The sequence below is a fragment of the Halorubrum sp. T3 genome, from assembly GCF_000296615.1.
Classification (GTDB): Archaea; Halobacteriota; Halobacteria; order Halobacteriales; family Haloferacaceae; genus Halorubrum; species Halorubrum ruber.
On the sequence record NZ_JH815329.1, the window covers coordinates 467,045 to 483,332 of the forward strand.

Sequence of the window (16,288 nt, forward strand, 5' to 3'; positions counted from 1 at the left end):
CCGGACTGTCTGGACTCAGGGCCCCCGGAGCGTGTCGCCGGCCCCGTCCCGGTGGGACGCCTCGTCAGCGACGGTCGTCGCGGCGACGGTCGTCGTCTGCGCGAGGCGGTCGGGCGTGAGTCCCCCGCACAGTTGGCTCCCCTCCGCGGTTCCGCCGCCAAGGACGGGCGCCGCCTCGAACCCGTTCGAGCGCGCGCCCGTCGCCGCGATCCCCGGTTGATTGACGACGAGGCGGCCAGGGGCGAGCCGCTCCGCGGCGCGCCGGGCGCGGCGCTGCTGGGTGGTGTGGACCGCCGCGGCGTGCCGGGACCCGATCTCGGCGGCGAGCGCGGTCGCGGCGTCAAACCCGCTCCGCCCGTGGACCGCGACCGCCGGGATCCCCGGCAACGTCGCGAGGAGGTCGTCCGCGCCGTCGGGCTCGGCGACGAGGAAGGCCGCCTCGCGGGCCGCGCTCGGGAGGTCGAGCGCGGCCGCCAGCCACCCCGGCGAGTTCCCGCGGGGGTCGGTCTCGTCTTTCCCCCTGCCGAGGAGCGCGCGGAGTCGGTCGCGCTCTGCCGCGTCGAGGACGTACCCGCCCTCGTCTTCGAGCGCGGCGCACAGCTGGTCGACCGCCGGCGACACCGTGACGACCGCGGCGTCGCCCGCGGGGTGGGCGCCGAAGTCGTAGGTCGCCCCAACCGCGACCCGCGTCGCCACGGCCTCGGCCGGGACCGATCCGTCCGCGACGGAGACGACGCCGTCGGCACTGGTGGCGACGTTGGGCGTCCCGCAGCGCTGCCCCGCGGCGACCGTCGCCTCGGAGCCGGCCGCGACGACGAAGTCGGCCCGCTCGAACAGCGCGTCGGTCTCGGGCTTCGCCGCCGGCGCGGGCAGCATCGACACCGCGCCGGTCGGCGCGCCCGCGTCGGCGAGCGCGCGGCGGACGGTCTCGACGACGACGTCGCACGTCTCCACGGTCGACGGCGAGGGCGCGAACACGACCGCGTTCCGTGCGGCGAGCCCGTACAGCGAGAGGACCGCGGGGATCACGACCGGGTGCGTCGCGGGGACCGCCGCCCCGACGACGCCGGTCGGCCCGGCGACGGTCACCGTGCCCGCCGCCCCGTCGCGGTCGACCACGCCGGCGGTCGGGGCGTCCCGCACCGTCCGCCGGGCGGCGTCGAGCGCGGTCGCGATCTTCTCGGCCTTCGTTCCCGGGTGCCCCCGCCCGGTCTCGTTGACCGCCGACCGCGCGAGGCGGCTGACCGTCTCCCTGTCGGCCAGCCGCTCGCCGACCGACCGCACGAGCCCGTCGACGTCCTCCGGGGCCCACGCCGCCAGTTCGTCCGCCGCCGTCCGCGCGCTCGCGACGGCCCGCGACGCGCGGCTCGGCAGGTCCGCAGCACTCGTCCCGGACCGGCCGTCCGTCGGTTCGCGGGCGGCGCCCTCCGTCTCGGAGTCGGTGTCCGCGCGGTCGTCGGCCGCGCCCGTCTCGTCCGTCGGCGTCGGCTCTGCGGACTCGGCCGCCCGCTCCGCGTCCGGTCCGGTCGATTCCGCCTCGTCGAGCCCGGTCGACGCGCCCGATTCGTCTCTCCCGCCCGTCGGATCCCCGTCCATGGAGCCGACTGCGTCGGTATCGCCCTTATTCTCACCCCGTGAAACACTGTGTCACCGCGCGCCGAAGCCGTCACCGAAGAAACAGTTATGTCGGTGGGGGCGGTGCGGGGGGACGTATGACGGAGCCGTCGGAACTCGTGGGCGTCGTCGAGCGTCGCCTCGACTTCCTCGAACGGCTCACCGCGGGACCGCTGCGCAAGCACGAGCTCGTGGACGAGCTCGGCCACTCCCGGTCGACGGTGAACCGCGCGATAGACGAGCTGGAGGCCGCGGGGCTCGTCGCCGGCGAGACGGACGGCTACCGGACGACGCTCTCCGGCCGGCTGCTCGCGACCGAGTACCGCGAGTTCCTGACGACCGCCGACGACCTCGCGGCCGCGGGCGACGTCCTCGACCCGCTCGGCGCTGACGTCGACGTCGACCCGGCGGTCCTCCGCGAGGCGGAGACGTACCGCGCCGCGGCCCCGGACCCCTACCGACCCTTAGAGGTGCTCGACGAGGCGCTCGCCGACGCGGACGCGGTCGCCGCCGCGCTGCCCGCGTTCCCCTACCCCCGGCTCGCGGAGCGGCTCCGCCGCGCGGCCGCCGGGGGCGGGACCGTCGACCTGGCGCTGGGGGACCGGGCGTACCGGCACGCGGCCGAGCGCTTCGCGGACGACCTCGGCGCGGTCGCGCGCCGGGACGGCTGCCGGGTCGCCGCGGTCGACACCGTCGACGCGGGGATCGTCGCAGCCGGCGGGACCGCGCTGCTGCTCACCTTCGACGACGACGGCACGCTCCACGGCGCGGCGGCGTCGACCGAACCGGAGGCGGTCGAATGGGCGGAGACCGAGGTGCGCGGGCTGGTCGAGCGCGGACGCGACGCGGGCGGGGCGCTCGCGGCGATGGATCGCTCCGAGACGAAGCGCACGGAGGACGACCGAGCCGAGAGCGACCGAGCCGAGGGCGATCGGACCGGAGGCGACCGAGCCGGGAGCGAAGGGTCCGACGGCTCGGCCGGCGACGGCGGCGCTGACTCGTCCGACCGATCGGGTCGAGACGACGGGGCGAACGGGAGAGGATCGAGCGCCGCGGGCGGGCTCTTCGGGCGGATCGGTTCGGGCGGCGGCGGTCGGAGCGCGCTCTCGGCACAGGGGTTCCACGCGGTCGACGAGGAGCGGCTCTCCGGCGACCCGGACCCGTACGGACCGCTCCAGGCCACGGCGTCGTTCCCGGAGGTCGACGCGGGATACGTCCTCGAAAGGACGACGGTGCGCGACGGCGACCGACGCTCGATCGCCGGGCTGCTCGTCGACGGACTCGCCGAGGGGACGGACCACGCGCTGGTCGGCCCGCCGGGCAGCGGGAAGAGCACCGTCTGCCGAAGCGTCGCGGTCGAGTGGTACCGGTCGGGACGCGGCCCGGTGACGTACCGACCGGGCGACGGCGGCGACCCGTTTTCGGCGACGGAGCGGCTCCGCGAGCGCGTCACCGAGGGCGACGGCCACCACCTCGTCGTCGTCGAGGACGCCGTCGATCCGGGGGCTGCGGAGGCGTTCGGCGTCGCCCGCGAACTGGCCGACCGCGACGACGTGTCCTTCCTGTTCGACGCCCGCGAGGAGCCGTACGACGACCCCGACGGACTTCCGCTGTCGCCGGCCGACCTCCGTTACCGCAGGGAGGTGGCGACCGCGCGGATGCCGCGGCTCGACGGGCGCGAGGTGGAGCGGTTCGTCGACCACGTCGCCGACTGTACGGGCTCCGCGCCGGCGGCCGATCCGGCGGCGCTGCTCGACGACGTGCGGCGCGCCGACGACGAGCGCGTCGGCGAACTGCTCGCGCTCGTCCACCGCCTCGTCCGCGCGACCGGCGACGGCGCGACCGGCAACGGGGAAGCGGGCGAGAGGGCCGGCGGCACGCCGGGGACGGAGGCCGACGCGAGGGACGCGCCGGCCGGCCGCGACGACGCAGGCCCCGAGTCCGGACTGGAGGCGGCGGTCGCGGAGGCGGTCCGGGAGGTCCGGAACCGCCCGCCGCCGACCGCGGACGTCGCGGTGCTGGTGAACCTCCTCAACGTCGCCGGCGTGAGCGACGTCCGCACGCTCGCGTACGCGCTCGTCGACGGCCCGGACGGGAGCGCGGGATCGGAGACCGGGGCAGCGGGGACCGACGGCGAGGGGGCGGACCGCGACCCGTCGCCGACCGTCGACGGCGTTCGCCGCGCGCTCGACCGCCTCGTCGGGACGGCACTCGTTCGCTCGGGCGACGGGGAGTACCGCGCGGTCCACGACGAGTGGTCGGTGCTGTTCTTGGAGCGGCTCGTCGAACGGGAACCGGCGCCGGTCGTCGCCAGACGCGTGGGGCGGGCCGTCTCGCGGGTGCTCGCGCTCGCGGACGACCCTGCGCGCCGCTCGCGGATCCGCCGCGCAGTCGGCGGGGACGCGCCGACGGTGACCCGGATCGAGCGCGACCCGGGCGCGTGGGCGGCCGAGACTGTCCGGGCGGTGTACGGCGTCGGGCGCCGTTACCCCCGCCTCGCGCCGCTGTACGGGCGCGTGCGCTACGCATGGATCGACCTCCCGGACGCGTGCCCGGACGACCTGCGCGACCGGCCGCCGGAGTGGGTGGCGCGGATGTACGTCGAGGCCGGCGATCTCGACGGCGCGACGGCGGCGCTGGACGCGTGGCGCCCGGTCGACGAGGCCGGCGACGCCGAGCGACAGCGCGGGTACGGCGACGTGGCGCGGCGGCGCGGCGAGTACGACGCGGCGCGTGAGCGGTACGAGCGGGCCGAGGAGCTGTTCGCGACCGCGGGCGACCGCGGCGGCCTCGCGGCGGCGGTCCGGGGCCGGGCGCAGGCGGCGCACTTCGACGGCGACTACGAGGTGGCCTACGAGGCCGCCTCGCGGGCGTACGCTATCGCCGCGAGGGCGGGCGACCCGATCGCGCGGGCGAAGGCGCTGATGGACGTCGGGAACGCGCTCGACGGGCTCGACGGGACGGACGCCGTCCTCGACCACTACCGGGTCGCCGGCGACCTCTTCCGCGCCTACGACGACACCCACGGCGAGGCGAACGTCCGGGCGAACCTCGCGGTCGCGCTGCGGCGGCGCGGCGACCTCGACGCGGCCGAGCGCACGGCGAGGCGCGCGCTCGACGGCTACCGGACGGTCGGTGACGAACACCGCGAGGCCATCTCGCATTTGAACCTCGCGGCGGTCGCAGAGCAGCGCGGCGCCGTCGGCGAGGCGGTCGCCCACGCGTCCGAGGCGCGGGCCATCGCCGAGCGGGTCGGCTCGGACATGTACGAGGCGTTCGCGCTGAGCCACCTCGGGAGCGCGGCGCACCTCGCCGGCGACCTCGACCGGGCGGAGCGGTTCCTGACGGCCGCGCTCGACCGCCTCGACCGCCTCGGCGCCGACACGCGGTGCGCGATGGTGACCGCGATCCTCGGCGAGGTAGCGGTCGACCGCGGCGACCCGATCGAGGCGGAGCGGCGGATCCAGCGGACCGCGTCGTTGCTCGACGATCACGCCGGGCGGAAGCGCCTCGCCGAACTGGATCGGATCCGGGGACGGTTGGCACTCGCCCGCGGCGACGCCGAGACCGCGGCGACGGCGCTGACGGACGCGGTCGACGCCGCGAGGGCGGGCGGATTCACACAGGTCGAGGCGCAGGCGCTCGCGTCGCTGGGCGCCGCTGCGGCCGAGCGCGGCGACGCCCTCGCGGCGGCCGAGCGGCTGACCGCGGCCCTCGATCTGGGCCGCCGGATCGAGGACGCGTGGGCGACCGCTTCGGCGGCCGACCGGCTCGCCGACCTGCTCTCGGGGAGCGCCGCCGGGTCGAACTCGGTTGACTGCGAGGCCCTGACCGGGGCCCTTCGGGAGGCCCCGCCGGAAGCGGTCCCGGCGGAGTCGGCCGCGGAGCCTGCGGCGTACCGGAAGATCGCGGACCGCTGGCGCGTCGACGGCGACGGCGTCGCCGCGGCGTACCCCGCGCTCGGCTGAGCGACGAGTCGCGAGCGCCCGGGAGCGCCGTGAGCCGCACCGCGACCGGTCGGTGTCGCAATCGCTTTGGGGGCGCGCGGAGAACCGCGGCCATGACCGACGCCGACACGCTCGCGGACCTGCGGACCGCCGCCGACTACCAGTTCGGGGCCGGCGCGGGCGAGGCCCTGTTCCCGCTGGACGCTCCGCTCACCGTGCGCCGGTCGAGCGGCGGCCGCCCGCGACAGGTGATCGACGGCGATGTCGACGATACCCCCGGCAGCAGCGAGGGCGACCGGCTCGTCTCGTACGGCACCGACGGCCGGTTCACGCTCGGGCTCGCGGGCGGGAAGCGGATCGCCGAGGCGTTCGCCGAGCCGCGACACCGGATGGTCGTCGGCGAGGAGAGCGAGCCGTTCGTGCGCGAGGGGCGCAACGCGTTCGCGAAGTTCGTCACCGCGGCCGACGACGGGATCCGCCCCGGCGACGAGGTCCTCGTCGTCGACGAGAGCGGCGCCATCTTCGGGGTCGGCCGCGCCGAGCTCTCCGGCGCGGAGGCCGAGCAGCTCGGCTCCGGCGTCGCCGTGAAGACGCGCGACGGAAACTCCGCGGACGACGAATAGCGAATTTTTCTGCGGTGATTTCTCTGCGGTGGCGCGTGCCTGCGAGGCCGCCCCGCGGCCGAGCAGCACCGCGCGAGGGACGCGGCGAACGCGAGCGGCGCAGCCGCGAAGCGTGAGCCGCGAGGCTGGGGAGGTGTGAGGTGCGGTGCTGTGTTGGGCGGGACTCGAAGGGGCAGCCGCGAGGCGACCAGAGGTGACGCAAGCACCGCAGGAGCGAGCGACGCGAGCGACGAGGAGCACAGCGAACGTCTGGCCGCCTCGCGGCTGGGGCTTCGGGGGAGTTCGTGGCGATCAGTGGTTTATAAGCTCCTGTCGAAATCCTCAGCAAATGATATATTTTGGCCTCGTTGCGGTTAGTATAGAGGAAGAGACGAGCGATTTCGGGAGTAGGTGTCGTAGGTCGTGAGTAAGACCATTTATAGAGAGAATAGCGGTGTTGCTGTCGGCTGTTTATAAGTGATCAGCGCTGCTGGGATGACGATCTCCAAAGCCCCAGTCGCGACGGCTCGCGCGCCTTGCTGTGCTCCTCGCTCGGTCGCTGTCGCTCCCTCGCTGCGGTGCTTGCTGCGGCGTGCTTCGCCCTCGCGACTGCCCCTTTGAGTCCCGCCCCGCACAGCCCCGCACAGCACCTCACACCTCCCCAGCCTCGTCGCTGGCGGCTGCCGCCGCCAGCGACTCCCTCGCACCGTCGGTTCGCGGCCCTCCGGGCCGCTCACCGGGGCGCGCCACCGCCTGTCATTTATAAGTGCCCGTCGCTGTCGCTCACGACTATTTAAATACGACATCGCGGACGGCGATCTGCGATATCCACTCCCGCTACCGATCAGGAAGCAGCTCTAATCGACCGGCTGTTTCAGTCGATAATATGTCCGAAGGATAGGATTTCAACAGAGCCGTTTATACACCATATCGTCGTACAGCCTCGCGGCTGGGGCTTCGGTGGTGTTCACCACCGATCACCAGTTTATAAAGAAGAACTCGGACATCCGAACGACTTATAAGATCCCTGCGAGCCCCAACGCCTCGATCAGCGGGACGCCGGCGGCGAGCGAGCCGATCAGGTAGCCGCCGATCGCGCCGCCATTTAAAAGCGGAAGCCCCGCGTGCGGCCGGCCCTGAATCACCCAGCGCATGAGCACGAGCAGCCCCGCGAGCGTCCCGACCATCGCGAGCAGCGCGGGGAGGTTGACGCCGAGCAGCGGGACCGCGAGGTCGGCCGCCGGCGAGAACGTCGCCGCGCTCGCGATCAGCACCGTCGGGATGACGGCGTCGCCGAGGCCGATGAAGAAGGCGTCGCGGTCGCCGGCCTCGGCGGGGTCGGCGGTGTCCTCGCCGTCGGGACTCGCGTCGGCCTCGTCCTCCGAATCGGGGTCGGACGTCGGCTCTTCGCCCACGCCGGACGCCTCCTCACTGGCCGACTCGCCGTCGAGCAGCGAGTACGACAGCGACAGCGGGATCACTAACACGACGGGGATGTTCAGGTCCATCACGCCCTCCGCGAGCGACAGCATGTGTTCGGTGCCGTACACGGAGATCGCGTCGTAGACGGCGAGGACGGCGAGGAGGAGTAGCGCGGGCAGCAGGCCGAACGAGATGCCGAACAGCCCGGCGGCGCCCGCGCCCATCAACACTCCGGCGGTGTCGATCACGTACCACTCGGGGTGGACGAGGAGGCCGACCGCGACCGCGACCGCGGGGACGGCGGCCGCGAGCGGCGAGACGAGCGCGGAGAACACGTACCACGAGAGCCACGCCGAGGTGCCGACGATCAGCAGGCGGATCGCCCAGTCGAAGTCGTACCGGAACGCCGCCAGCATCAGCCCGGTCATCGCGACGATGGCGACGACGTACAGCACGCTGTTGGCGGGGTTCTCGGGGTTCTCGACCGCCTGATAGCCGCTCTCGGCGAACTCGGGGACCAGCGCCAGCGCGCCCACCTGGACGATCAGGAACAGCCCGACGACGAAGGCGACGCCGCGGTACTCGCGGGGAAACATTCGACCGTCGGTTCGTCGGCCGCGGGTTTCGTCCTTGCGCTTCGGCGCCGCACCCCGGGCTGCGCCCCGGTCCCACGCTCCGATGGCCGCCGCTGTCCGGTGACGCGAGACACGTACAGAAAGGGGTTCGGGCTCGGTGTGGGAGCGGGTGGACCCGAACCCAAGCCGACGGACGACGGACGGTGGAAGCGAGTGGCCGGCCGGCCCGCCCGGAACGGGATGGGGCCGACCGGATTCGTCCGCGGCGTTTACCTCCTCCTCCGAGCGACGTAAGAACCTACCGCCCGAGTTATCAGTACAGATACTCGGGGAGAGACGGGAACGCAACTGGACGAAGCGAGGAGGAAGTTAGGCGTCGAGGGAACGAGGGAAAGGGGTGGAAGTGGGAAGGGGAGGCGGGCGAAAGGCGAAGCGGCGGGAGGCGGACGGGCGGCGGCCGGACAGCGGACCCCCAGGCTGTCGTCGGCGACGCCGCCCTGTGGTCGGGACGGGCGCGCGGATCGATTAACGCCGAATCCCAACGAGAAAAGCGTCGGTCTTCGGCAAGAGACGGTATGTTCCTCACGCGTATAAATGTGTGAGATCCGGATCTGTGGGATCCGGACGTGTGCGACCCGGAACGTCCTCGACCTGAAGTCGATCGAAGGGCGCCTGCGGACGCCCTCAGCGGCGGTCGCGGAGTGCGGGGAAGTCTTCCCGGACCGTCGCGACCCGATCGGGGTCAACGGTCGCGGTGACGATGCCCGGTTCGTCCCCGACCGACGCGAGCGCGGTGCCCCACGGGTCGTACACCGCGCTCCGGCCACAGAGCGCGTCGTCGCCGAACCGGCCGCTCCCGTTGATTGCGGCGACGTACGCGAGGTTCTCGATGGCGCGCGCGCGGCCGAGCGTCCGCCAGTGTTCGATCCGCGGGTACGGCCACGCGCTCGGCACCAGCACGCACTCGACGCCCGCGTCGACCATCGCGCGGAACTGCTCCGGGAACCGGAGGTCGTAGCAGGTCGTCACGCCGACCGTGACGCCCCCGAGTTCGACCACGGGCGTTCGCTCGCCGGGCACCATCCGGTCCGTCTCCTCGGAGCCGTAGCCGAACAGGTGGTGCTTCCGGTAGACGAGGCGGCGCTCGCCGTCGGCGTCGAACAGCACCGCGGCGTTGGCGAGCCCCGATTCGGCCGGCACGTCGAGCCCATCGGCGGCCGACGCCGACAGGTCCTCGACGACCGTCCCCGCCAGCACCGCCACGTCCTCCTCGTCGGCCGCGGCCGCGAACCGGGCGAGCCGGTCGCCGGCGATACTCTCCGCGGCGCGGCCGTACGCGTCGAACGCGAAGTAGCCGACATCGAACAGCTCGGGCAGGACGACGAGGTCGGCGCCCTCCTCGGCGGCCGCCCGGACGCGGTCGAGCGCGCGCTCGACGTTCCCCTCGACGTCGCCGCCCTCGACGGCCAGCTGGACGCCGGCAAGCTTCATGCCGGCGAGGCCAGCGAGGCGCGGAGCGCGTCCTCCAAGTTGTCCAGCTCGGCGTCGAAGTTGCGCTTGAAGAAGGACTCGACGCCGGGGAGGTTCCCGTCGACGACGAACTCGTTGGCGAGCCGGCAGCCGCCGTCGTCGGTCTCCGTGATCTCGTGTTCGCCCGTGACGCGGAACGCCCGCGACTTCCCGACGAACTTCACTCGGTTCGGGGGGTCGCGCTCGACCTCCTCCGTCTCCACGTCGATCGTCGAGCGGATCATCGGTATCGGGAGCGCGACGTGCCAGGTCGCGTTCCGGTCGTCGTGAACCTCGAAGGAGTCCACCACGCTGATGGCGCCCGCGCGCTGCTCCGCGTCCGAGATGAACGCCCACACGTCGGCCGGCGGCGCGTCGAACTCGAACGTCCGGGAGACTCGAACGGTCATACGATCCCGTTTGGGGCGACGGGGGTTAAAAATGCGCGTCGACGGAGTCGGGTTCGGGGAACGCGTCGACGGATCCGTGGAACGCGGCGAGCGCGTCGGGACGCGACCGCGACCCTCCCCTCTCAGCCGTCCGGCGTCACGCGCCAGGTGGTCGACTTGGCGCGGCCCCACTTCTCGATGTCGACGTCGTCCGACTTCTCGGCGAGCCGCGGGAGCCGCGACCCCACCTGCTTCGCGGTGAGCCCGATCGCGTCGGCGATCGTCTTCGAGCGAACGTACCGCTCGCCACGGGTGACGCTGTCCGTGAGGTACGCGAGGATCCGCTGTTCCTCCTCGGTGTACTCGCTCATTATCAGACCTACGCGTCTGACGTCCTTAACGGTTTCTCGTCGTTCGGACCGGGCGACCGGTCCGCGCCGCGGATCGGTCGCTCAGTCGAACAGCTGGACCGCGCCGACGGCGAGCGTCGCGAAGACGAACGCGCCCGCGAACCCCCACGCCTTCCCGAGCTGTCCGGGGTACGCTAGCATCACCACGGCGCCGACGACCGCGATGGCGCCGAGCGCGAGCGCGACGCCGACCTCCTTGTCCGATTCGATGGAACCCTCGCTCATACGAACCGCTTCGCGGGGGACCACTTAGTTCATGCGAACCGCGCGACACGGGCCGGGGAGGGACCCCCGCGACAGCCGGGGCGGAGAGGAACCACCCGACAGCCGGGGCGGAGAGGAACCACCCGACAGCCGGGGCGCATGCCGGCGACGGCCGGGGCGCGGGCGATGCGCCGCGGTCAGATTATCTCGACGTGGTCGGACGCCTCGTTGAGCGCGAGATTCGCCGCGATCTCCGCGTTCCGCATGGCGTACTCCGCGGTGTGCTGGAGGCTGACGAGCACTTCTCGGGTCATGAGTAGCGTCTCGTTGTCCAGGTCGTCCGGCAGCTCGGCGAGGATCTCCTGTTCGCGGTCCTCCAGCCGCGAGAACAGGTCGCGGCACTCGACGGTGAGGTCGTAGTCGCGCTCGACGACCGCTCGCACCGCGAGCGCGGTCAGCTCGTCCACCTGGTCGGTGAACTCGCGGATCTGCCGCATCGTCGCGCTGTCGACGTCGAGGGTGTGCCCGTCGGCCTCCATCACGATCTCGGCGATGTCCTCCGCGTTGTCCGCGGTGAGTTCGAGGTTCTTCGCGACGGAGCGGTAGCCGATCAGGGGGAACCCCTCTTCGAGGCCGACCGCGCGCGCGAGGTTCGGGTTCTGGTAGGCGGTGAAGATGAGCCGGAGCAGGAGCACGAAGATCTTGTTCGCCTGCCGCTCGCGGTTGAGCGCGCGCTGCGCGAGGTCGGGGTTGCCGTGCGCGAGCGCTTTCACGCCCTCGCCCCGCATCGTCGAGCCCGTGTTCTCCAAGCGTTCGAGCAGGTTGTCGAGGGTGAAGTCCTCGGGGTCGACCGAACAGCGGATCGAGATGTCCTCCGGGGTCTCCTCAATGACGCCGAGCCCCATCAGCTGGGTCTCGGCCTTGTACACCGCGTTGATGTGCTCGCTGTCGAGCGTCCCCTCGCTGCGGACGTGGATCACGCGCCGCCCCAGCACGTACTGCGCGACGATCGCGCGTTCGAGCGAGCGCGCGTCGAGCCCGTCCGCGTTGATGACGGCCTCCGACTCCTCGGTGCTCACCGACTCGGGGAGCACCGTGAGCGTCCCCTTGCCGCCCATCCGCAGCGACACCTCGTCGCCCTTGTTCACGCCGTGTTCCTGTGCCCACTCGGCCGGGAGGGTCATCGCCAGCGTCGACGGCCCCAACCGCTGGACCTTCCGCGTTTCCATACGCGACCGTATCGCGGGATACACCTTAACCTTGTTCCCATGTTCATTATATGCTTCATCGAATATACAAGGGATGACGGTTGCGAGGGGGTCACACCCCGACACCGAGTTGCCCCCACGCCGGTCCCCGTGTCCCAGCCCGTGTCGTGCCGAGCGATCCGCGCGCTTATATCGATCTGGCGGAGAGAACGAGTATGACCGAGCGGGTGCTCGTCGTCGACGACTCCTCCTTCCAGCGGACCGTCGTCCGGGACGCGCTGGCGGACCGGTTCGAGGTCGTCGACGAGGCGGAGAACGGCGCAGAGGCGGTCGATCTCTTCGAGGCGTACGAGCCGGACGCGGTGTCAATGGACGTCGTGATGCCGGAGATGACCGGGATCGAGGCGACCGCCGAGATCAAGGACCGCTGGCCCGACGCGGTGATCGTGATGTGTACGAGCGTCGACCAGCAGGAGAAGATGATGGAGGCGGTGAAGGCGGGCGCCGACGGGTACGTGACCAAGCCCGTCGACGCCGACGAGCTGGTCGGCGAGTTCGAGAGCCATCTCGGGTGAGCAGCCCTTTTAAATGACGTCCAGTGGTCAGGCGTGATCGAACGACCGGAGGATCGCGGCGAGCGCGCTCGCCAGCTCCTCGAACCGGTCCATCTCCATCGAGTCGGTCGTCACCCACACGCCGTGGTCGTTGGCGATGACGCGCGTGAGGTAGCCGTTCTCGAAGACGCGGACCGTGAACCGGTAGTCGCCGAGCTGGGTGTCCGCGTACATCGACTGCGCGTGGAACCCCTGCCGCTCGTTCTCGGCGAACCCGACCAAGTCGGCGGTCCGGCTCAGGTCGCTGCGGAGGTACAGCTGCTCGACGTCCGCCTCCGTGAAGTACGTGAGGCTCCGCAGCTCGTCGCCCGTCGCCGTGCGGGCCGCGCTCAGTAGTTCGTCGGCGCGTTCGTCCGGTGGGTGAGACATACGACCACGATCAATGCTCACATACATGAGCGTGTGGGTGGCCGCAGCGTCGGCCGGCGACCGGGAGGGACAGAGTTTACCGACTCCCCCGTGATCGCTCGCCTGATGAGCGACCACGACGACGTCTGCGTCCTGTTGCCGACGATGAACGAGGCCGAGACGGTCGCACGCGTCGTCACGGACTTCCGCGACGCCGGCTTCGAGGAGGTCCTGGTGATCGACGGCGGCTCGACCGACGAGACGCGGTCGATCGCCCGCGAGGCCGGCGCGCGCGTCGTCGAGCAGTCGGGCCGCGGGAAGGGGCAGGCGGTCAGAGAAGCCGTCCGGGACCACGTCGCGGCCCCGTACGTGTTGATGGCCGACGCCGACGCCACCTACGACGCCGACGACGCCGCGGCGATGCTCGACCCCCTCTTCGAGGGCGAGGCCGACCACGTCATCGGCAACCGGTTCGCGGACATGCGCCCGGGCGCGATGACCCGGCTCAACCGGATCGGGAACCGCCTGATCAACCTTGCGTTCCGGGCGATCCACCGCGAGGGCTACCGCGACATCCTCTCGGGGTACCGCGCGTTCACCCGCGAGTCGTTCCTGCGGCTCCACCTCACCGCGGACGGGTTCGGGATCGAGACCGAGATGGCCGTCGAGTGCGTCAAGAACCGCGTCTCGGTCGCCGTGGTCCCGGTCACGTATCGGGAGCGACCCGGCGGCTCCGCGACGAACCTCCACCCGATCCGGGACGGCGGCGTGATCTTCCTGGAGCTGTACCGGAAGGCGAAGACGAACAACCCGCTGTTCTACTTCGGGAGCGCCGGCGCGGCGGCGACCGCGGCGGGGCTCGGGATGGGGGCGTTCGTGCTGTACCGGTACCTCGCGTTCGGTATCAGCCACAATGTCATCGCCGTCGGCGCGGTCGGCGCGACGATCCTCGGGATCCAGCTGCTCGTGTTCGGGTTCCTCGCGGACATGATACACTCCCTCCATCGCGAACAGATCGCGCGGTACGAGCGGGTGATCGGTGGTGAAGCAGCCGAGGGGCCGTCGGTCGCCGACGGCGACGGTCCGGCGGTTGAGGCCGATGGGAGCACCGAGGCGAACCGTCCGCGGTCGGCTTCTGGTTCCGAGCTCGCCGACGACGCCGGCCGGGACGGTCGCGGCGACTGAGGAACGCTCCCGCGACGGGTCGGGAACGGCCGGCACCGCACCGTTGTCTCCGGAAACTCTCCGGGAAGCGTCGGCTACTTGCGCGCGCGAGGCGAGAGCAGTCAATCGAATTAAATCTCACTCCTCCACCCGCGTCAAACTCTCCGATACGCGATGAAATATGCGGCGGTGGTCCGGTTTTCCCTTCGAATCAGCCAATTATCAAAACAGATGTAAGATGATCGTCCCCGACAACTGTTCCGAAGTCTGAAGTTTTTTATACATCCACTCGTAGTACATGGTATGCCACGGCGAAGCATTAAGGACCGTGAAGATCCCCGGCAGGTTAACCGGCGGCAATGGCTCGCTGCGCTCGGCCTCACGGGCGCTGTCACACTCGCGGGCTGTTCGGGCAACGGCGGCGACGGCGGTGACGGTGGCGACGGCACCGACAGTGACGGTAGTGACGGGGGTGACGGCTCCGACACGAACACCCAACAGGACGTGTACTCGACGGCGACCTCCGCCTCGTTCAGCACGCTCAACCCGATATACAACACCGAGAACGGCGCCGGCGACGCGATCGCTCGGACGCTCGACCTAGGGTACACCTTCGACGAGAACAACGAGTACGTCCCGCTCCTCTACGACATGTCCACCGAGGACGGCGAGGTGTGGACGTTCGAGATCCGCGAAGGGCTGGAGTTCAGCGACCCGTACGGGGAGGTGACCGCGAGCGACTTCGTCTACCTGATTCAGGAGATCCACCAGAGCAGTTGGGCGAACTCGGCCGCGACCACGAGCTGGCAGGGCGTTACCGTCGAGGAGACCGGCGAGTACGAGTTCCAGGCGACGCTGGCGAACCCGTCGCTCCTCTGGCCCGAGAGCTTCGACCCGCTCCTGTATCCGATCCCGCAGGAGCTCCTCGAACCGTACGTCGAAGAGGAAGACAGAGAGGGCCTTCAGGAGGACGAGGAGCTCCTCGAGCTTCAGTTCGCCGGGAACCTCGGTCCGTACGTGCTCGACGAGTGGGAGCGGGACGCCGGGACCCGGTACAGCCGGAACGAGGACTACTACCTCCAGGACGCCGACGACCTCCCGGACGTGTTCGACGACGCGCCGTACTTCGAGGAGTCGGAGATCCGAGTGATCCAAGAGGAGGCGTCCAGGCTCGGCGCCCTGGAGACGGGCGAGGTCGATTCGGCCGCGATTCCGCCGGAGCAGGTCGAGTCGTACCAGAACAACGACGAGATCTACGTCAACCAGGTCCCGCAGCCCTACAACGAGAAGATCTCGATCAACATGCGAGACAACGGGTGGAACACCGGCCCGGGGAACATGTTCCGGCACACCCCGTTCCGGCAGGCCATGGCGGCCGCGATCGACAAAGAGAGGCTAATCCAGGGCGTGTTCCGTGACTTCGCGGAGACGCACTTCACGTGGCAGCCGCGGTTCAGCGAGTTCTACCCGCCGGAAGACGACATTCCGAAGTTCGGCGTCGGCGACAGCTACGGGAGCGAAGTGGCTCGCGGACTGGCGGAAGAGGCGTTCGAGGAGTCGGAGTACGACTACAGCTTCGACGGCGAGACGATGGTCAACCCGGACGGGGACCAAATTCAGCTCGACATCTACCACAGCGCGGGCCAAGACACGGAACAGCTGATGGCCGAGTTCATCGCACAGGAGCTCGGCGAGAACCTCGGAATCGAGGTGAGCGTCGAGGCCATCGACGGCACCCGGTTCAACAACGAGTACTGGACCACGAGCGAATTCCCCACGCCGGAGCGGAACGACGAGGGCGAGATCACCGAGGTGCCGGAGGAACTCGTCGACACCGTGAACGGCGAGGAGGTCGAGTGGACGGCGCCCAGCGCCACCAACCCCGGTCCGCGCAACGTCACGAGCAACCAGGCGTGGGACATGTCGGTCGTGTTCGGACTGAACACGTACCCGCGGAACCCGCTCACCAACAGCGCCTTCTTCGACGGAGCGACGGCGTTCTACAATCCGGTCGGCTACTACCCCGGGTTCGACGCGCAGTCGCTGTTCGACCAAGCACAAGAGGCAACCTCACAGGAGGAGCTGGCGGACGCGCTCGTCGAGCTGTTCGCCAACCTCGCTGAGGAGCAGCCGTACATCATGCTCGCGTTCCCCGACAGCACGATCGGCTACCGCGAGGGACTCGAAGGGCCGATCGAGAACTTCTCGAACGGCTGGAACTTTGCGGCGTGGAGATACGAGTAGGACGACTCGTCTTCACCACACGGCATCTATCACAGCAA

General features: G+C 70.8%; 13 protein-coding genes. 5 read left to right on the forward strand and 8 right to left on the reverse strand.

The features are described from left to right. Positions 1-15: 15 nt before the first annotated feature. Entirely contained in the window at positions 16-1,596 is a 1,581-nt protein-coding gene (locus tag B378_RS0104495; protein WP_017342626.1) for an aldehyde dehydrogenase family protein, read from the reverse strand. A 116-nt stretch (positions 1,597-1,712) separates the two neighbouring features. Here B378_RS0104495 and B378_RS0104500 point away from each other — a divergent pair, with 116 nt between their 5' ends. Together B378_RS0104500 and B378_RS0104505 are read left to right on the forward strand one after the other, a co-directional pair. Then, complete coding sequence (locus tag B378_RS0104500; protein WP_020480112.1) at positions 1,713-5,582, forward strand: tetratricopeptide repeat protein; 3,870 nt, start codon at positions 1,713-1,715, stop codon at positions 5,580-5,582. A gap of 92 nt (positions 5,583-5,674) precedes the next feature. Next, a complete protein-coding gene (locus tag B378_RS0104505) occupies positions 5,675-6,184 on the forward strand; it encodes a PUA domain-containing protein (RefSeq protein WP_017342627.1) in 510 nt (169 codons plus the stop codon). A gap of 995 nt (positions 6,185-7,179) precedes the next feature. Here the strand turns inward: B378_RS0104505 and B378_RS0104510 are convergent. The 6 genes from B378_RS0104510 to B378_RS0104535 all read right to left on the reverse strand — a co-directional run bounded on the left by B378_RS0104510 (position 7,180) and on the right by B378_RS0104535 (position 11,901). After that, positions 7,180-8,181, reverse strand: coding sequence for a presenilin family intramembrane aspartyl protease PSH (locus B378_RS0104510; protein ID WP_017342628.1), 1,002 nt, complete (start codon positions 8,179-8,181; stop codon positions 7,180-7,182). A gap of 663 nt (positions 8,182-8,844) precedes the next feature. Then, positions 8,845-9,651 carry a carbon-nitrogen family hydrolase gene (locus tag B378_RS0104515; protein ID WP_017342629.1) on the reverse strand — a complete coding sequence of 269 codons (807 nt, stop codon included), beginning with the start codon at positions 9,649-9,651 and terminating at the stop codon, positions 8,845-8,847. Beyond that, positions 9,648-10,079, reverse strand: coding sequence for a CoxG family protein (locus B378_RS0104520; protein ID WP_017342630.1), 432 nt, complete (start codon positions 10,077-10,079; stop codon positions 9,648-9,650). The genes B378_RS0104515 and B378_RS0104520 overlap by 4 nt, the downstream gene beginning before the upstream one ends. A 122-nt stretch (positions 10,080-10,201) precedes the next feature. After that, positions 10,202-10,429: a hypothetical protein gene (locus B378_RS0104525; RefSeq protein ID WP_004598402.1), complete on the reverse strand. Its 228-nt coding sequence runs from the start codon at positions 10,427-10,429 to the stop codon at positions 10,202-10,204. An 81-nt stretch (positions 10,430-10,510) separates the two neighbouring features. Further along, a complete protein-coding gene (locus B378_RS0104530) occupies positions 10,511-10,693 on the reverse strand; it encodes a hypothetical protein (RefSeq protein WP_004598401.1) in 183 nt (60 codons plus the stop codon). Between the two features lie 176 nt (positions 10,694-10,869). After that, positions 10,870-11,901, reverse strand: coding sequence for a phosphate uptake regulator PhoU (locus B378_RS0104535; RefSeq protein ID WP_017342631.1), 1,032 nt, complete (start codon positions 11,899-11,901; stop codon positions 10,870-10,872). A 194-nt stretch (positions 11,902-12,095) separates the two neighbouring features. Here B378_RS0104535 and B378_RS0104540 point away from each other — a divergent pair, with 194 nt between their 5' ends. Further along, positions 12,096-12,455 (forward strand): response regulator, encoded by a 360-nt coding sequence (locus B378_RS0104540; RefSeq protein ID WP_017342632.1) that lies wholly within the window; start codon positions 12,096-12,098, stop codon positions 12,453-12,455. Positions 12,456-12,482: 27 nt separating this feature from the next. On the opposite strand, the gene B378_RS0104545 is transcribed toward B378_RS0104540, so the two are convergent. Beyond that, positions 12,483-12,863, reverse strand: coding sequence for a hypothetical protein (locus tag B378_RS0104545; protein WP_017342633.1), 381 nt, complete (start codon positions 12,861-12,863; stop codon positions 12,483-12,485). A 105-nt stretch (positions 12,864-12,968) separates the two neighbouring features. Here B378_RS0104545 and aglJ point away from each other — a divergent pair, with 105 nt between their 5' ends. Together aglJ and B378_RS0104555 are read left to right on the forward strand one after the other, a co-directional pair. Continuing rightward, complete coding sequence (gene aglJ, locus B378_RS0104550; protein ID WP_017342634.1) at positions 12,969-14,027, forward strand: S-layer glycoprotein N-glycosyltransferase AglJ; 1,059 nt, start codon at positions 12,969-12,971, stop codon at positions 14,025-14,027. A 282-nt stretch (positions 14,028-14,309) separates the two neighbouring features. Further along, positions 14,310-16,250: an ABC transporter substrate-binding protein gene (locus tag B378_RS0104555; protein WP_017342635.1), complete on the forward strand. Its 1,941-nt coding sequence runs from the start codon at positions 14,310-14,312 to the stop codon at positions 16,248-16,250. Positions 16,251-16,288: the final 38 nt, after the last annotated feature.

What these genes read in the sequence shown, in the direction of transcription:
- B378_RS0104495 (WP_017342626.1), bottom strand. Translation starts at nt 1,596, where the DNA reads ATGGACGGGGATCCGACGGGCGGGAGAGACGAATCGGGCGCGTCGACC.
- B378_RS0104500 (WP_020480112.1), top strand. Translation starts at nt 1,713, where the DNA reads ATGACGGAGCCGTCGGAACTCGTGGGCGTCGTCGAGCGTCGCCTCGAC.
- B378_RS0104505 (WP_017342627.1), top strand. Translation starts at nt 5,675, where the DNA reads ATGACCGACGCCGACACGCTCGCGGACCTGCGGACCGCCGCCGACTAC.
- B378_RS0104510 (WP_017342628.1), bottom strand. Translation starts at nt 8,181, where the DNA reads ATGTTTCCCCGCGAGTACCGCGGCGTCGCCTTCGTCGTCGGGCTGTTC.
- B378_RS0104515 (WP_017342629.1), bottom strand. Translation starts at nt 9,651, where the DNA reads ATGAAGCTTGCCGGCGTCCAGCTGGCCGTCGAGGGCGGCGACGTCGAG.
- B378_RS0104520 (WP_017342630.1), bottom strand. Translation starts at nt 10,079, where the DNA reads ATGACCGTTCGAGTCTCCCGGACGTTCGAGTTCGACGCGCCGCCGGCC.
- B378_RS0104525 (WP_004598402.1), bottom strand. Translation starts at nt 10,429, where the DNA reads ATGAGCGAGTACACCGAGGAGGAACAGCGGATCCTCGCGTACCTCACG.
- B378_RS0104530 (WP_004598401.1), bottom strand. Translation starts at nt 10,693, where the DNA reads ATGAGCGAGGGTTCCATCGAATCGGACAAGGAGGTCGGCGTCGCGCTC.
- B378_RS0104535 (WP_017342631.1), bottom strand. Translation starts at nt 11,901, where the DNA reads ATGGAAACGCGGAAGGTCCAGCGGTTGGGGCCGTCGACGCTGGCGATG.
- B378_RS0104540 (WP_017342632.1), top strand. Translation starts at nt 12,096, where the DNA reads ATGACCGAGCGGGTGCTCGTCGTCGACGACTCCTCCTTCCAGCGGACC.
- B378_RS0104545 (WP_017342633.1), bottom strand. Translation starts at nt 12,863, where the DNA reads ATGTCTCACCCACCGGACGAACGCGCCGACGAACTACTGAGCGCGGCC.
- aglJ (WP_017342634.1), top strand. Translation starts at nt 12,969, where the DNA reads ATGAGCGACCACGACGACGTCTGCGTCCTGTTGCCGACGATGAACGAG.
- B378_RS0104555 (WP_017342635.1), top strand. Translation starts at nt 14,310, where the DNA reads ATGCCACGGCGAAGCATTAAGGACCGTGAAGATCCCCGGCAGGTTAAC.